At 50.2% G+C, this 17,867-nt stretch carries 9 protein-coding genes; 1 reads left to right on the top strand and 8 read right to left on the bottom strand.

Going from position 1 to position 17,867, the window contains the following annotated elements; all coding sequences use genetic code 11:
* Positions 1-147: 147 nt before the first annotated feature.
* The 5 genes from LQV63_RS07650 to LQV63_RS07630 form a co-directional block, all read right to left on the bottom strand.
* Entirely contained in the window at positions 148-1,635 is a 1,488-nt protein-coding gene (locus LQV63_RS07650) for an ABC transporter substrate-binding protein (protein WP_233696258.1), read from the bottom strand.
* Between the two features lie 114 nt (positions 1,636-1,749).
* Positions 1,750-2,673 carry a carbohydrate ABC transporter permease gene (locus tag LQV63_RS07645; RefSeq protein WP_026011015.1) on the bottom strand — a complete coding sequence of 308 codons (924 nt, stop codon included), beginning with the start codon at positions 2,671-2,673 and terminating at the stop codon, positions 1,750-1,752.
* An 11-nt stretch (positions 2,674-2,684) separates the two neighbouring features.
* Positions 2,685-3,623, bottom strand: a complete 939-nt coding sequence (locus LQV63_RS07640) for an ABC transporter permease (RefSeq protein ID WP_026011016.1) — start codon at positions 3,621-3,623, stop codon at positions 2,685-2,687.
* 170 nt (positions 3,624-3,793) lie between these two features.
* A complete protein-coding gene (locus LQV63_RS07635) occupies positions 3,794-5,356 on the bottom strand; it encodes a response regulator transcription factor (RefSeq protein ID WP_233696257.1) in 1,563 nt (520 codons plus the stop codon).
* Positions 5,357-5,385: 29 nt separating this feature from the next.
* Positions 5,386-7,284 carry a sensor histidine kinase gene (locus LQV63_RS07630; RefSeq protein ID WP_233696256.1) on the bottom strand — a complete coding sequence of 633 codons (1,899 nt, stop codon included), beginning with the start codon at positions 7,282-7,284 and terminating at the stop codon, positions 5,386-5,388.
* A gap of 305 nt (positions 7,285-7,589) precedes the next feature.
* Between LQV63_RS07630 and LQV63_RS07625 the strand changes: the two genes are divergently transcribed.
* The gene (locus tag LQV63_RS07625; protein WP_233696255.1) at positions 7,590-10,727 is read left to right on the top strand and encodes an alpha-mannosidase; all 3,138 of its coding nucleotides are present in this window, start codon (positions 7,590-7,592) and stop codon (positions 10,725-10,727) included.
* Between the two features lie 757 nt (positions 10,728-11,484).
* On the opposite strand, the gene LQV63_RS07620 is transcribed toward LQV63_RS07625, so the two are convergent.
* From LQV63_RS07620 to LQV63_RS07610, 3 genes are read right to left on the bottom strand one after another with little or no spacing between them, the layout of a single operon-like run.
* Positions 11,485-13,410 (bottom strand): hypothetical protein, encoded by a 1,926-nt coding sequence (locus tag LQV63_RS07620; RefSeq protein WP_019420967.1) that lies wholly within the window; start codon positions 13,408-13,410, stop codon positions 11,485-11,487.
* 15 nt (positions 13,411-13,425) lie between these two features.
* Positions 13,426-14,688: an efflux RND transporter periplasmic adaptor subunit gene (locus LQV63_RS07615; protein WP_233696254.1), complete on the bottom strand. Its 1,263-nt coding sequence runs from the start codon at positions 14,686-14,688 to the stop codon at positions 13,426-13,428.
* A 3-nt stretch (positions 14,689-14,691) separates the two neighbouring features.
* Complete coding sequence (locus LQV63_RS07610; RefSeq protein WP_233696253.1) at positions 14,692-17,793, bottom strand: efflux RND transporter permease subunit; 3,102 nt, start codon at positions 17,791-17,793, stop codon at positions 14,692-14,694.
* Positions 17,794-17,867 lie beyond the last annotated feature (74 nt).

Here is a 17,867-nt window from a genome sequence, read left to right as displayed (position 1 = left end):
CCTTATATAAACACAATCAGGTGAAGCCAACGCTTCACCTGATTGCACACATTGGGCTATTCATTTCGCTTATGCATTGTTGTCATTCCATGTTGTCAAATCTGCTGCAAGGCGAGATGCTGTTGCCTTATATGAATTACTGCTGTCTTACTTCTTGGATGCTTTCCACTCATCCAATTGTTTTTGCATTTCTGCTTGAACTTTGTCCAAACCAGCTTGTTTGAACTTCTCAACCGCTTTTGGAACATATACTTTCGGATCTACTGTTCCTGTGTACAAGGAAGCGTAGAATTCTTCTTTTACGTTCTGCAAAGCAGCAACTTCCGTTTTCACACTGTCCCCATTGAAGTGGAATCCAAGCAATGGCGCATTTTTAGCGGAATTGTTGAACTCTTCAAATTGTTCCCATTTGTCTTTAGGGTCAGTAGGCAGCTTATCCAAGATGAAGAAGTTACCCAGTGTAAAGGACGGCATATCGTAACCATCTGTTTTCGCAGGCAAGTATTCGATTGTTTCGTCGTCAATGCGTTTGTAGTGAACACCTTCGATACCGTTGTTAATCAGGTTGCGCAAGTATTTGTCAGAGTTCAACAGGTTCAGGAACTCCATCGATTTCTCCGGATACTTGGAGTTAGCGGAAATACCGTGCATGGAACCCATTACGGACCAGTTGTATACATATGGCTCTGTGTAAGGCGTGGAGACGACTTCATAGCCCAATGTTTGGGACCAGAGGTTGTCTGCGAACGGTTGTGTATCCGGCATGTCAATAAGCCATTTGCCTGTTTTCATTTCGTCGCCGTTTTGAGCCGTTGCAGCGTCTTTTTTCAGATAGCCTTTTTTGTAGTAGTCATGCATTTTTTCGAAATTCTTCATCATATCCGGTTGTTCCAATACGTTAACCAATTTCAGGTCATTCGTATCAGTCAAAGCTACACCGATTGGCAAGTTCTCGGATACCAAGTCGTAAGGAACGCCGAATTTAAATTGCTTGTCAGCGGAGATTGGATACAATCCTGGTTCGCCTTCTTTAACTTTCGCAAGCAGCGGCTCCAAGTCTTCCAATGTTTTCACGCTGTTAATGTCAAGGTTGTATTTATCAACATATTCCTTATTGAAGCGGAATACTTTTTGCGCAGGCAATTCTTTGTTAACTGGAATTGCATACGTTTTGCCGTCGATTTTTGCCCCTTCCAGGAAGGATGGGTGAACGTTTTTCTTAATGTCTTGGCCATGTTTCTCGAGCAGGTCATCCAGTTCGTAGAAAGCGCCTTTTTTAGCATTCGTTACATAATCAAATGCCCATGAGCAAGTGAAAGCGATGTCATAAGGTTCGCCAGAAGCAGCAATTACACCCATCTTTTGGTTATAATCGCCCCAGTCGAACATTTTCATTTTTACGGTAACGCCGATTTTGTCAGCTGTGTACTCGTTTACTTTCTCCATAACTTTGTCAACGTCTTTTTGCGGTGTACCAATCGTGTACCAGATCAGTTCAACCGGCTTTTCGTTTTTCCCTGCTTCACCTGTGCCGCCAGTAGCTTCTTCTTTTTTGCTACCGCAGCCTGCCAGTGCCAAAGACGCGACCAACATGAGGCAGAACGTCATCAGCAACATTTTTTTTGCCTTAGCCATTTTGTTTCCTCCCCTTTTGTACCACACATTGTTGTGTATATTATTTCCGAACTGGCGGCATCTATTATGAACGGATGCCGCCGCCCGGGAAATAATCAAGATTGTAGGTATGTGTTACTCTTTAACAGCACCAATCGTCAATCCTTGTACGAAATAACGTTGGAAGAATGGATACGCACAAGCAATCGGCACAGTTGCCAACACGACGAGCGCCATGCGCGTCGCTTCTTGCGGCAGCGAGCGGAGCAATTCAAGCGATTGACCCGAAGAGCTTAGCTGCGCGTTGCTGAGCAGGAACTGCATGCTGTTCTCGATCCGCATCAACATCGATTGGAGCGGAACGAGTGCCGGATTGTCAATGTAGAGCAAGGCGTTGAACCAGTCGTTCCAGAAGCCGAGTGTTGCGAACAATCCGATCGTGGCAATACCCGGCAAGGAAATCGGAAGCACGATTTTGAAGAACGCCCGCAGCTCGCCGGCCCCGTCTATTTTCGCAGATTCAATAATTGCATCCGGAACGGTCGTACTGTAGAACGTCCGCATGATGAGCACGTAGAACGCGTTCATAACGAGCGGAAGAATGAGTGCCCAGATGGAATCCTTCAAGCCCAATACTTGCGTAACTACCATATACGTCGGTACGAGTCCGCCGTTGAACAGCATCGTAAAGAATGCGATGAAGGAGAAAAATCCACGGTACGTAAAGTTTTTGCGTGAAATCGCGTAGGCGTACAATGCAATCATAGCCAAGCTGACAACCGTACCGAGAATCGTAATAAATATCGTTACCCCGTAGGAACGAAGCAATTGATCCCCCGCTTTGAAAATGTATTCATAAGCAGAGAAGCTCCATTTATCCGGGAATATGCTGTACCCTTTCGTCGCTAACGATGATTCGTCCGTCAATGAGATGACAATAACGAACAGGAACGGATACACACACAGGAAAGCAAAACCACCGGCAATAATGTTGAACAGGATGTTCATGCCTTTCGGCAAGTCATGAACGTCACGATGTTTTTTCTTACGCAATGTCATTCCCCCCTATCCTAGAACAGTGCATTTTCTTTGTTGAATTTTCGTACAATCCAGTTCGAGGTCATGACGAGAATGAAACCGACTATCGATTGATATAGACCAGCAGCCGTACTCATCGAAATTTCGCCTGTCGCCTTCAGACCACGGTACACGTAAGTATCGATAACATTCGTAACCGCGTACAATGGACCCGAATCGCGCGGAATTTGATAGAACAGACCGAAGTCAGCATAGAAAATCCGACCAACCGCCAGCAAAGTCAAGATAGTGATGAGCGGCGTAATTGATGGAATCGTAATATGGCGGATCTGCTGCCATTTGCTCGCTCCGTCAATCATCGCGGCTTCATAGTACGTCTTGTCGATACCTACAATAGCCGCCAAATACACGACGCTGGAATAACCGATCCCTTTCCACAGGTTCAAGAACACCAGAATGTAAGGCCAGTACGTCGTCTCCGAATACCAAGATAACGGGTCTTTGCCCATCCACGTCAGGAATTGGTTCATAACCCCTTTGTCTACGCTCAGGAAGCTGAACGTAAAGTATCCGACGATAACCCAAGACAAGAAGTGAGGCAGGAACATCCCCGTCTGATATACTTTAGCTAATCGCTTGTTGACGATTTCGCTCAAGATAATAGCCATCGCCACGGCACATACGAGACCAAGTGAGATAAACACCAAGTTGTATAAAATCGTGTTACGTGTAATGACATAAGCGTCATTCGTACTGAAGAGATATTCGAAATTTTTAAATCCTACCCATTCGCTCTGCTGTAAGCTAGCGAGGAAGCCGTCTCTGCTAAAACGATAATCCTTGAAAGCGATCACAGTTCCGAACATCGGCAGGTAGGAGAAGAACAAAAACCACAAGGCTCCTGGCAGAACCATGAGAAGAAAGATCCGATTGCGGTTTAAGTTCGAAAAAGCATTCTTGATGGATTGCATCCGATCATCCCCCGTTGCTATGTTGTACATTTAGCGTACCCCAATTAATACGTTTCCAATAGTCAACAAACTTTAGATTTGGTGTACAAAATAAAGAAAGGGCTTTCACGCCGAAACTATTGCTCCGTTTCGATGTGGATGCCCTTTCCTATTATGGTTTTCATCCCAATTCAATCTGTCTTCCAATGGATTTCACGGTATTCTTTAGGAGAAATGCCGACGTACTTTTTAAATTGTTTGTAAAAATAACTTTTGTCCCAATATCCGACTTTCACCGCAATATCTGTCATGCGAAAGTTCGTTTCGACTAACATTTCCTTTGCTTTTTTAATCCGTGTCTTATTCAAATAATCGGAGAAGGTGGATTGCACTTCTTTTTGGAACAATTGACCTAGGTAGACCGGATTAATGTTATAAATCTGACTCAGCGTCTTCAGCGACAATTCCTCCGCGTAGCGGTCATGAATGTCATGCAGCACTTGCTTCACGACCGGACTCATATCTTCCGGTTCAGCCAGTCGTTCAATCATGCGCCTGGCCACCTGCATCACATGCTCCTTCAATGCATCCAACGTCTGCATGTGATACACTTCATCGAACCAATCCTGCTCATCATCCAGCTGCAAGATGGCTGAATCCTTCATAGATTGCTTCCAAGCAATCAGGAGCTCCACCGCAAAATTACGAATGTCACGGGGTGCCACCCCTTCCGTCACGGACAAATGGTCGAAATCCCGCTGCAGCTGTGCGGCGATTCCGCCCCGGTCACGGGCATACAATAGCTTCACATAGGGTTCCGTCTCTGGTTGAACGGCAGCCGGACGCGAGGAGCGGTAGCTTGCGATCTCATCGCAATCGACGACATCGTCATCGAGCCGTACGAGATGATACGGCTGCACCTGCTTCGCATGTGTGAAGCTCAGCGACGCATTGGCGTACCCGTCCTGCACACTGCCTATCGTCACTTGCAGCGGCGTCAGCAATCTGCTCTCCGCTTCCTTCTTCCACTCGCGCAGCTTCTCCATAATCGGCTGCTTGTCCGCAGGTTGGCATAAGCCGAATACAATGGCCGTCTCGCCATCCCACTCCCTGACGCAGAAGCCTCCAGACGCTGAGTCGAGAAGCGCTCTTGCCTCCTTAGCAACCGCTTCCTGCTTTTGATAGTCCAATTCATTGTCCATCCGAACCTCAGGCCGAACCAATACAACCATATAGTATGGATGCTTGAACTGAATATCGAGCAAATCGGCACGCTGCTGCAGCTCTTCCAAATGGATATGATCGCGCAGCCAGCGGTACAGCACATTATCGCGCAAGATGTCGCGGTTATGCTGTTCAGTCATATGGTGCATGCGGGACTGGTCTAATTTTTGCACTGTATTTTCCAACGTTGATCGAAATTCCTCAATATTAATTGGCTTGAGCAGATAGTTCTCTACTCCCAGCTTGATTCCTTCCTTTACATATACAAATTCGTTATATCCGCTTAAAATGATAAATCTCGTGTGCGGATGAACCTGTTTTACTTTTTCTATCAATTGAAGTCCCGTCATCTTCGGCATCATAATGTCGGTAACGACCAAATCGACAGGCTGGTCTTTTAATATATCCCATGCCGCTTCACCATTTTCTGCTTGACCGACAATGCGAAACCCGTAATCGTTCCATTCTAAAATCGATTGCAAACCATCAATAATAAACGGTTCATCATCGACTAAGAACACATCATACATCGTTTATCCCCCCAACCCTAGTCCACCTATTAGTTAAGCGGCACGCAAATGGTAACGATCGTGCCTAGGTTCAATACACTGTCAATCGTCAAGCCATATGATTCGCCATACAAGATTCTGAGGCGTTCCTGTATATTTTTCAAGCCAAGCGAGCCATGATCTTGAATCTGGGCTTCGTCCAGCTCTTGCTGAATTTGCTTGAGACGTTCCGGTTCGATCCCTTTCCCGTTATCGGAAATGCGGATGACGAGTTCCTCTTCCGACTGCATCACTTCAATTAAGATGTGATTGTCGGTCCGCTCCAGACCAATACCGTGAACCAAGTAATTTTCGATGATCGGCTGCACCGACAGCTTCATAATATTATAACCGCCCAGTCTTTCATCCATATGGATCGTGTACTGTAGTTTATCCCGGTACCGGATTCGGGTCAATTCCAAGTATCTGCGGCAGTTCTCGATTTCTTCATTGACTGTAATGACCGTCTTATCTTTAACCATATGTCTGAACATCGAAGCAAGGCTATAGATCATCTCCCCCACATCATGAACGCCTTGCGAGATGGCACGCATCCGAATCACTTCCAACGTATTGAATAGAAAATGAGGCTTAATCTGGGCTTGCAGCGCGATAAGCTCCGCGTGCTTCTGCTTCAATTCTGATTTATAAAAGCGGTTGATATACTGCTTCAAATCTTCACACATTTTATTGAAGCTTTCCGAAATCAGACCAAGCTCGTCTTCCCGATCCACAGGCAAACGCGTATTCAAATTGCCGTCCTGCACCTTCTTCATCGCCTTGACGATCGTCTGCGTGCGGCGGGACAGATGGAGCACAGAAAAATAGGTCAGCGTCAAAACGGTGACAATGCACAGAATCGTAACGATGCCGATTGTATTTCTGATCCCGGATAAATGATCGGTAATCGCGGCTTGCGGCAAAGCACCAACTACCGTTAGTCCAAGCTTGTTCGTCTTGGATACGATGACGTATGACTTCTGCCCATCCAGATCAACCGCTTGCGACTTATTCCGGTCTATGGAAGCCAACTTGTCAAAGTTCGGCCATACTTGACCATCATAGGCCGCTTGGGCGGGATATACGATCTCCCCTTTCGGATTCAGGACAAGCCACTGCTCTCCTCTAATCGAAGACCCGAGCTGGCGCGCAATCCCATTGGCATTGAAATCTATCGAGATATGCCCCGCCGTCAATAGCGTCTCCGGACTGCTGATGCGTGTCGTCACAGTGAATAACGGCATATCTCGGGTTGTGTCCGTAGTGTTCACCAGCTCCTGATCGCCCTGTTCGACATCCGAAGGAGCTGTATCGGCAGTTCCGTTCTTCGCTTCAGTTCCCGCCTGCTTCGCCTTCTGACTCATATAGGAAGGATTCTGAAAACCGTAACGCTCCCGTCTCCATTGTTCATTCAGCCCGGGCTCCTTGCTCCAATCATACATTTTGCCGCTTAACGCTTGCGCACTGTACATCAGGGCAAATTGCTTCGTAGGACTGATCAAATTAATGTTCTGCAAATCGGGATCTTTCCAGAATTGCAGTACATAAAAATCCTGTAGATTGCGGGTAAAAAACACGTTGCTTGAGCTATACGTATCGAGGCGGTAGCGAATGTATTGCTCATATCCTTGCTCGAGCAAATAAACCGTGTCGCGTATGAGCATATTATCTTGGAACACCTGCTGGGTTATCGCCTGCGCCAAATCGTATTTCTGATCCAAATAGCGATTCATGTTATCCACAATGCGCTGCTGCTCCAGCAAAGCAGTATTAATATCGTTGCGCGCAAAATATTGGTAGGCGAACACGGATACGGTGAGCAAGGAAGCGACCGCGATAAAGGAGTACACGGCAATCAATTTATTGAACAGCTTTTTCTTGAAATGCTTTTGATAAATTTGTTTGAACATGATGGCGCTTACCTCCATCGTTAAATTAACGATTTGTCTGTGGCAGAGGTCACTTACAATGTCCCCTTTGAAAAGTTGCCTTTTTGAATACGGGCTATTCGTTTTTCGGCAGATTCGTGCTTACATTACACCCTTCTTATTACTTTATCAAACGTTTGCATGTAGAAGGAGAACCAAATGGTGCCAGAGCCACATTTTTTACTGTAAAACTACAATTCCTTCACTAGACTTTACCATACACCTATAATATCATAATCAATATATTAAATATAAATTAATTGCGTTCTAAAGAGGAGGCCCTTCCTATGTTCTTAACGGAAAACAAGCTGCAAGCTCGCTTGCAGGAATTGAACGACTTGCGTTACCGCGATCGTATTGGCATTCCGGTGTTCCACAGCCAGGTCAACGAAGGGAAAGAAATTGCGCCTGAGCTGCCCGAGGGCGGCGAATGGACCGATCTACGCGTCGGCGAGAAATGGAAGGGACGCGACCTGTATCTGTGGATGAAGGCGTCACTGGATGTTCCAGCCGAATGGTCTGGCCGCAAGGTACTCGGACGATTTGACTTCGGCTCGACAGGCGGCGGCAACAATTCCGGCTTCGAATCACTATTCTACTTCGAGGGCAAGCCGTATCAAGGTGTTGATTCGAATCACCAGGAAGTATTTTTCCCAGAGCGTGTCTCGGGCAACAAGCTTGATCTGACGTTCCGCCTCTGGTCCGGTCTGGAAGGCGGCGGTCAGCCACAGGAGCAAGAGCATGACATTAGACGCGCCGAGCTGTGCTGGCTCGACGAAGCTGCGGACGATTTGTTCTATACCGCATGGGCTGCGCTCGATACGAGTCAGGTATTGGAAGAAGGCCGTCCAGAGAAGCCGTTGCTGTTAAAGGCGGTCAATGACGCATTCCGCCTGATCGATTGGGCGGTGCCGGGCTCTGACGAGTTCTATGCGTCAGTGGCGGAAGCGCGCGATACCCTCCATGCTCAGATTGACCGCATCGAGAAAGCATCACCGGTAACAGTGCAATGCATCGGCCATACGCACATCGACGTCGCTTGGCTATGGCGCTTGAAGCATACGCGCGAGAAATGCGCACGCTCCTTCTCGACGGTGCTGCGCTTGATGGAACAGTTCCCGGATTATGTGTTCCTGCAGACGCAGCCGCAGCTCTATGATTATGTGAAGAGCGATTATCCAGAACTGTATGAAGGCATTAAAGCCCGCGTGAAGGAGGGACGTTGGGAAGCGCAAGGCGGCATGTGGCTTGAAGCCGATTGCAACCTGACGAGCGGTGAATCCCTCGTGCGGCAATTGCTGGTGGGCACGCGCTTCTATCGCGACGAGTTCGGCCAAGAATGCGATTATTTGTGGCTGCCGGATGTGTTCGGCTATAGCTGGGCCCTGCCGCAAATATTGCGCAAATCAGGCATCCGCACGTTCATGACGACGAAGATCAGCTGGAACCAATACAACCGCATTCCGCACGACACGTTCAAATGGCGCGGTATCGACGGTTCCGAAGTGCTGACCCACTTCATCACGACGCCAGAGCCTTGGAGCCAGCCAGGTTCCTGGTTCTATACGTATAATGGACATATCATTCCGAAGACGGTCAAAGGAATATGGGACGGCTACCGCAACAAGGAACTGAACCAGGACCTGCTCTTGTCCTATGGCTATGGCGATGGCGGCGGCGGTGTCAACCGCACGATGCTCGAAATGCGGCGCCGTCTGGATAAGATGCCAGGCATGCCAAAGATCGAGACAGGAACCGCAGGCTCGTTCTTCAACAAGCTGCACGAGACGGTGGATAACACGAGCGAATACGTCCATACGTGGGACGGCGAGCTATACTTAGAATATCACCGCGGAACGTACACGAGTCAAGCGTACAACAAGCGGATGAACCGCAAGCTTGAGCTCATGTACCGCGAGGCTGAATGGCTGAACGCGCTCGACAGCTTGCGTTATGGCTGGGAGCGTTATCGCCACGGCGAGTTGAACGAAGGCTGGAAGATCATTCTTCGCAACCAGTTCCACGATATCATTCCGGGCTCCTCGATACACGAAGTGTACGAGGACAGCACCGCGGAATATGCGGAAGCGTGGCAGCTTGGTGAAGGCGTGCTGAACGAGTCCGTGCAGAAGCTCCTTCCGGCTGGCAGCACGGGCACGTTCACGGTGTGGAATGGATCGCCTTGGACGGCCACCCACTGGGTGAGCATCGATGCGGCCGCAAGCGGCGCAGCTGGCGCATGGCTGGACGCAACGGGCGGCACGCTGCAAGCCCAGCGCACGGATGGCGGCTGGATAGTCGAGGTGAAGGACGTGCCGTCCATGGGCTTCACGACGATCCGCTTCCGGGCGGAAGAAGCTCCAGCTGCAGCAGATGTATCGAGGTCGCCATTTGCGGTGAGCGCTTCGGGCATGGACACGCCGTTCTACACGCTTGCGTGGAACGAAAATGGCCAGCTGACCAGTATCTACGACAAGCAGGCAGAGCGCGAAGTGCTGGCGGCAGGCGCACGCGGCAACGTGCTGCAGGTGTTCGAAGATAAGCCGCTTGCTCACGAAGCATGGGATATCGATCTGTTCTATCAGGAGAAAATGCGTGAGGTGACGACGCTGGAATCTGTGGAAACGATGGAGAACGGCGAACTCCGTGCAGTCGTCCGCTTCACTTGGACGTACATGAAGGCGACGATCGAGCAAGATATGATCGTTTACGCGCATAACCGCCGCATCGACTTCAAGACGGAGGCTGATTGGCGCAATCCGAAGCAATTGCTGAAGGTGGCGTTCCCAGTCGATGTGCGTGCAACGGAAGCGACGTACGATATCCAGTACGGCAACGTAAAGCGGCCGACACATTGGAATACGAGCTGGGATTGGGCGCGGTTCGAGTCCGTGGGCCATCAATGGGCAGACTTGTCCGATCGCGGCTACGGCGTCAGCTTGATGAACGATTGCAAATACGGCTATGACATTAAAGACAACGTCATCCGCCTGTCGCTCATCAAGTGCGCGACTCACCCTGACCCGACGGCTGACCAAGGGTACCATGCATTTACGTACTCGCTGCTGCCGCACACAGGCGATTGGTATGCGGGCCATACCGTTCAGGAGGCTTGGATGCTGAACAACCCGCTCCGTTGTACCGCAGGCCGAGGCGAGCAGGATGAATTCTCGATGTTCCGCATCGACGCGCCGAACGTCATGATTGACGCCGTGAAGAAGGCGGAAGACAGCGATCAGGTTGTACTGCGCGTACACGATTTCTCTGGCTCCCGCAGCAACGTTCGCGTGATAAGCGACCTGCACATCAAGTCTTGGCAGGAATGCGACTTGATGGAGCGTCCGCAGGGCGATGTGCTGAAAGACGAATTTGCCTTTACGCTCAAGCCGTATGAAATTCGTACGTTCTTGGTTACGTTGACATAAATCCAACAAAAACAGCAGCCTGCACCGGCACTTCGGTGTAGGCTGCTGTTTATCTTTACTTCTCTATATCCGTATTAAACTTCTGCGCTCCCTCTTCGTGAGCCGTTGTCGAAGCGCAACCAACTAAAACGGAAAATAACAAACCAAAATAATCGTATTACTTCGGATCAAAAACACCTCCTCCACAATAAGGTGAATTAGCTATTGGGGTCCACCAACTTATCAGCAGTTCCACCTGCAACGTATTGATGGCATTTTTCGCTACAGGAGAAACAAATACAAATAAGCTTATCTCATCTTCCATTGGATTTTGTCCAATGGAACAGCACCTATGCCTCTTCTACAACAGGTTTCATTGGAATTATCCAATGCTTTGCCATTCCATTGAGGAGCAATCACTGAAAAGCGCCAAATCCACTGGACATAATACAGTCTGAAAGCCATTTAGCCACTTAAACCGTACATTTCACTGTATATTTTCCAATGGAACTAACTTCGACTGCGGAGAACAATCTAGCTCAAGTTATTTATAGTAGACTTACGTTCTGTTTCCGGATACCCCTTTTAAATAGCATTGTTCATGCATGATACACCCACTAGCCACTCCGTAATCGTGTGCTATCTTATTCATTAGACGAAGAGCTCATTTAAAATGTTAATAAAAAGAAAAACTCCCCTAGAGGTAACAATTGAAAACACATCTTAACCTATGTGTTTTCTCATTGTTAACTACAAGGGGATAGCGCATGTTAACTATTTAATTTCGGATAACTTTGCCCAAGAAACGCTTCACCGGGCCGTAAGGCGTATCCAGCACTTCGTAGAAATTGACGATAACCGGGTATCTCACACTTACCATGTCAATATTCTGGAAGATGATGTTCTGCTCGCCCTCTGCCAGACGAGGCTCCTCGACGAGCGAGAACAGCTTCGTTCCGAGCACGCGGCCGCCGTGATCCGTCATTTCCAATCTGATTTTGGACAAGCTCGGATCGGCCATTACCTGTTGGGCGCGATCGATATTGAGCTTCAGCTTCAATGCATATGAGGTTGATTCCATTATCGAATTTCCGTCCCGGAGCCACTTGCCCTCCCAATCGTCGATCTTCAATCGGAACGGGTACATGTCGAACAACAAATCACCTGTATAATCAGGACTCGTCTTAAAGCGGAACGTATCGACGACGAATGGATACTCCTTCTCTTCGCGGCTATCAACAATATGAAGCAGCAGCTCTTGTCCCTTATCCCCATCAGGCAGAACGAACAGATGCGATTCAACGACAGCCGCATTCGGAATGAGCGCCTTCTTGTCTGTCTTGGAACCGATCCGTTCTCCGCCGAATCGGGCTCCGTCCTTATTCTCCAATTCAGCGTGGAACGATGGCAGCACAACGGAAGAGCCGCTCTTGTTCTCGAGCTTGAAGCGAAGCAGCAGTGCTTTGAAGCCCGCTTCTTTGTTCTCCAGCGTCGTCTCTTCCTCGATCGATACTTTCAATCCCTCGGGGAACAAATCAACCCCCGCTCCGAACTTCATCGGCTCCCGCAGCTTGTAGTCGGTCGGTGTCACTTGGGCTGACGCTTGCTTCGTAATGTTAATGAAGAGACGCCCTACTTGATACGTAACAGCTTGCGTCGCATCGGCCGCTCCCGGAGGCTGGAACGATTCCGGCGTCATCAGCTGCAAGCCGGTCAGCTCCGCACGGGGCCCTGTCTCGACCGCAAATCGGAGGGTCGCACCTTCCCCAGGCAAGAGCGACTCGGGAACTTTACCAAGCTTCTTGCTGTAATACAGTTCATTGTTAGACCAGGCAATCAACTTAAAGTCAGGCACACTTTCCCGTATGCTGTTCCGGTTCTCCACGCGGAACGTGACGACATGGATGGACTCCAGCTTTTCTTTGCCGCGCTCTGCCGCCTGTTCCGGCTTGCCTGAGCTCTTCACGATGCTTATCGGCGTATAGATAAGCATCGATGTATCAGACAATGCGCTCAACTGAAAAGGTTGGCCCCACTCCTTAATCGACTCAGGATCGGTTATCGGCGTGTAGTCATTCTCCCATGCCTGCTGCGGCATATTCATTGTGGCGATGGCAGTCTCCTTTTTCGGATACACCTCACGATTGATTTCCTTCCATATAAATCGGACAGGAGCAGCCGTTTCCTCAGCCATCACATGGCTCATCCAGCGCCATTCGGCCATTTCGCCCGGCGACAGCACGCGCGCATTGTTCGAGCTGGGCTCCATGGCGTACTCCGCCTTATTATCCATTTGCACGAACAGCTCATAGTCAGGCAGGCGAAGCCGTTTGCCCGATTCGTTCTTTAGCTTAATTACAGCGGCAACCTGCCGCCCCTCAGTCGTATCGCTATTGATGACATCGGCTAGCTCGATTTGTAATCGGAACTTGGCCTTCATATATTCCGTTGCATTGGGTGTCGACGTTTGTACCGGTATAGTCGGATTAGTGTTGTTAACATTTTTAGCTTTATTAGCGGTATAGTCCGGTTTTTCCTGAGTCCCCTGATTGACCGGGTTGGCTACGTTAGGCTTCTCCCCCTTGGCGGCATGAACGGTTGCACGACCGTCATCCGCAGGTTGGCGCGCGTAGACCGAAGTCGAGCCAACGCTGATTCCAAGTAGAACAGCGGCAGCTGTCAATTGAATCAATTTTCTATTCATTTCTCGCCATCTCCTTTACTGCGCAAGCCGCACCTGCTGCTTATCCTTTAGTTGATGCTGACCTGAGACTATAATGGACTCTCCTTCCCGCAATCCGTCCGTCACCGCATACATGGCTTCCTCCAACGGACCCAGAGTGACAGAACGCTTCACTGCCTTACCGTCTTTATATATAAAGACGAATGTCGCTCCCTGGTCGCGCACGACTGCGTTCGCCGGCACGACAGGAACCTCGCGCTCTTTCTCTCCCGCCAGGCTGATCTGAACCTTCATTCCCGGCTTCAGTTCAAGCTTGGCGTTATCCGCCTTCATCTCGATGGCATATGTGCGCGTATCCATATCCATGACGGAGGACAAATATGTGATCGACCCCGTATAGCTCTTATTCCGGTTGCCGGAAATGTAAAAGGATAACGTCTTTTTGCTGTTTACGTGCGCCAGCATATCTTCTGCCAGCTTCGCCTGAATGCGAACGGTACGTATGTTAGCAACGCGGCCTAGCTTCGTTCCCGCCGTCACATTCATCCCTGTCAGAGCTTCCCATTCCGTCAATATGCCATCGGTAGGCGCTTTAATATCTGCTTCTTCCAGCGCGAGGTTCGCCTCCGCCAACTGATACTGCGCCGCCGTGATTTGATCCTCTGCAGTCACATCGGACTGGACGCGCTCCGCTGTATCCAGCTTCATCTTCAGCACTTGCAAATCAAGGCGTGCGTTTTTAAGCTGCATTTCTGCCTGTTCAACCGCTGTTTTTTCCACTGTTCCCTCGTCATACCCGTTTTTCAGCTTGTTCAACGCCTTCGTCTGCTCCTCGATTTGCACTTCCAGCTTCGTAATCGACAAGCGCACATCAGCCATATCGGTACGCCGGCTCTCTTGAGAGGTCACAAGCAGCTTCTGAGCGCTCTGCAAAGCGCTCTCTGCCCGCTTCTTCTGCAGTGCGATGCGGGTCACATCCGTCTGGGCCACTACTTCCCCGCGGCGCACCTGATCTCCGCGCTGCTTCAGAACCGAGACGACATCGCCTCCCCCCTTCACTACAATGTCCATCGTGACCGCTGGAATAATATCAGCTACCACTTCCGCTGGCGCCCCCATTGGCTGCTTAGTCACAGCCATCGTCTTGACCTCAGGTATGGACGTTGGCGGCGCGCTCTCCGTTCCCAGCTCCTTGGCTTGGTCTGGCTGAGAGCATCCGGCAACGACGGCAATCGCTCCCGCAAGCAAAGCCAACAGAAGCACCTTTTTCATTCGGCGTTCTATTTGTGTTTGTTTCATGCATTATATCCCCTTTCCTGCGGCATGCGGCGCTGCATCGTTCCCCTGTTGTCCGGAAGTTCGCTTGCCGCCTCGCTGCAGCCGTGCAATGATATCGTATATAATCGGAACGACGACCAACGTTAAGAGTGTAGAAACCGTCAGTCCCCCGATAACGACGACCGCCAAGCCCCGTGAAATCAGCGTCCCGTGCCCGAATCCGAAAGCAAGCGGCAGCAAAGCCATAATCGTGGCTCCCGCTGTCATAATAATAGGACGCAGACGGGAGAGACCCGCTTCGACTAAAGCTGGGCGCACATCCAAGCCCGCTTCGCGCAGCTGTTGCGCCTTGTCGATATACACGATGGCGTTCGTCACCACGATGCCGATAAGCATCATAAAGCCGATAAGCGATGTAATATTGATCGATTCATTGGTTACAAACAGCCCAAGCACGCCGCCGATAGCCGCGAACGGCAAGGAGAACAATATGGCAAATGGCGCGCTCGCATTACCGAATGCCAGTACCATAATCAAATAAACAACAAATACCGCTGCAGCCATCGCTACAAACAGCTGACTGAAACTCTCGCCTATGTCCTCACTTACGCCCGACACAGAACGGCTGATGCCTTCGGGCAGCTCAACGAGATCCAGCCCGGCCGCAACCTGCGCGCTAATGCCGCCTTTGTTTTGACCCATGATCTTCGCGGTTATGTTGATGACCTGTTTTTGATTGTCCCGCTTAATGGAAGCAGGCGCTTGCACCCGTTTGATATCCGCGATATCAGCGATCGCTATCGTGTCTTGAGTCGGTGTCTTCAATTGGATAAGGCCGACAGACTGCAAGCCGTTCCGTCCCCCACCCTCGGTTTCCACTACAGTAGGAAGCAGCCCTTCCTCATACCGGTACTCGCCAATCTTGTCTTGGAACAACCACGTTTGCAGCGTGTTCTGTACGACGGCAGGGGTAAGGCCGAATTGATTCGCTTTCCGTGGATCGACATCGATAACAACTTCCGATGCAGCTTCACTCAAGGAATCCTTAATTTCGGACAATTCAGGGAACTGCTTCATTTCCTGCTTGATGACGGCGGCAGCCCGCTCAAGCTGAGCAGCATCTTCTCCGTACAGCACGTAGGTGAAATCCGGCGCCGATCCGGCTTCGCCAGACAAGGTGCGCGTATCCAATTCCGATCCAGCCGGCAGCAGCGCAGCCAGCTTCGCTTTATACTCCCGTTTCACCTGCCCAACGTCAGCCTCTTCAATCACTTCCGTATACACTTGTGCCATATATGGGAGTGGGTTCGGATCTCCACCATAGCCAACCAGCGTCTCAATGAAAGTGAACAGAGGGCGGTCCTGCCCATCCCGGGCCGCACGCAGCTCCGATTCCATTTCCTTCAAGATGAAATCCGTCGTCTTCAAGGAGCTCTCATAGGGGAGCTTTACCGTGAAGAAGAACTGCCGCGGCGGATTGCCTTCCGGCATAAATGTAAAGGAAAGCTGCGGCACGACGGCCACCATCGTGACGATGAACAGCAGACCCGATATAAGCAGGGTCTTCAAGCGGTGAGCCAAAGACCACTCCAGCAATCGTCGGTAGCCGGACGCAAGAGCCGATGGCTTGGACTCGTCGTGCCCCTTGACTTCAGCCTGCTTCAGCACGATCAGCTTGGCAAGCATCGGGATAACGGTCAAGGCAACCAGCAGCGATGCCATCAAGGCGCAGGCCAGCGTAATGGCGAAGGGACGGAACAATTGACCGGCCGGTCCGCTAATCATGCCGATTGGCGCAAATACGCCCACTGTCGTCAACGTGGATGACGTGATGGCATTCGCCACTTCCTTGGTCGCCAAGGCGATGACCGACTCATTCTTCTCAGTAGCCCGCTGGAGCTTGGAATATATATTTTCAATGACGACGATGCTGTCGTCGACGACGCGGCCAACCGCTATAAACATGCCGCCTAGCGTCATAATATTAAGCGATATGTCCATCCATTTCATAAGCAGCAGAGCGATAAGCACAGACAGAGGAATGGACACGAGCACGATCAGCGTCATCCGCATATTTTTCAAAAAGACAAGAATCATAACCGACGCCAGCAAGGCGCCGATAAGCCCTTCGCGCACAAGCCCGCCAATGGATTCTTTCACCTGGTCCGCGTAATTGTAAACCTTTTTAAAGGTTACGCCGGAGAGCGATGACTTCCACTGCTCCATCAGCCGGTCGGCCCCATTGGAAAACTCAACGGCATTCGATCCGCTCGCCTTGTACAGCAAGATGCCGATGGCCGGTTGGTCGTCTAATCTAGCCATGAATTTGGACTCGGTAATCTCTGCGATCTGCCCTAGTTCAGCAAGATGCACAGTCCCTCCAAGGGCAGTCTGCAATGAGATTCCCTCCAGCTGCTTCACGCTGCGGAGTCCGTTATCCATACGGGCAAGGAGTGTGTTCCCGTCAATCTCCACCGTTCCCGCAGGTCCGAATGCAAGGGCGCTGCGCAGCGCTTCCGACACATGTGCCGGCGCAAGTCCGTAAGTACGGAGCCTCTCCGGCGACAAACGGATGTTGAGTGTTGTACTGCTCGCGCCGATAATATCCATATGATCCAAGCCCCTTAACGCTTGAAATCCCGGCTTGATCGTCTTCTCGAAATGCTGCTCCAGTTCGGACTGCGTCATGCCTTCATCCGCATATGCCGCCAAATAATAGGAAGGGATCGATGCTACTCCGAGCGTAGATACATGAGGCCGTTCCATTCCAGACGGGAGTGAAACTTCTTGAATCAAGCTCTCGATATCCGACTTCTTCCGCTCTGGGTCCACACCTTCCTCAAACGTCACGAGGATCGAAGATATTTGGTCGCTGGACGTCGAGGAAATTGACTTTAAGCGCTCCATGCCGGATATTTTTTTCTCTAGCGGCTTCGTCACCTCTTCCATTACGTCCTGTGGAGGCGCCGGATAGCTTGCAGTCACTAAGACTAGCGGGAACGAAATGTCGGGCATATTATCTATCTTCAAGCCCGTGGATGCATACACTCCTCCCCCGAACAGCAACGCTACGATAATAAGAACCGCAGCCACATTTTTCATTGAAAATCGAATCAACGAATTCATAGTTTCCTCCTTGTCTCCTCCTTTACGGCTCCATGTTCCAATGCACCGGCTTAGAACACAACGTAACAATGAAA

Origin of the sequence: Paenibacillus profundus (assembly GCF_021369635.1) — a bacterium.
Lineage (GTDB): Bacteria > Bacillota > Bacilli > Paenibacillales > Paenibacillaceae > Paenibacillus_B > Paenibacillus_B profundus.
This window is presented reverse-complemented; position numbering and strand designations above follow the sequence as displayed.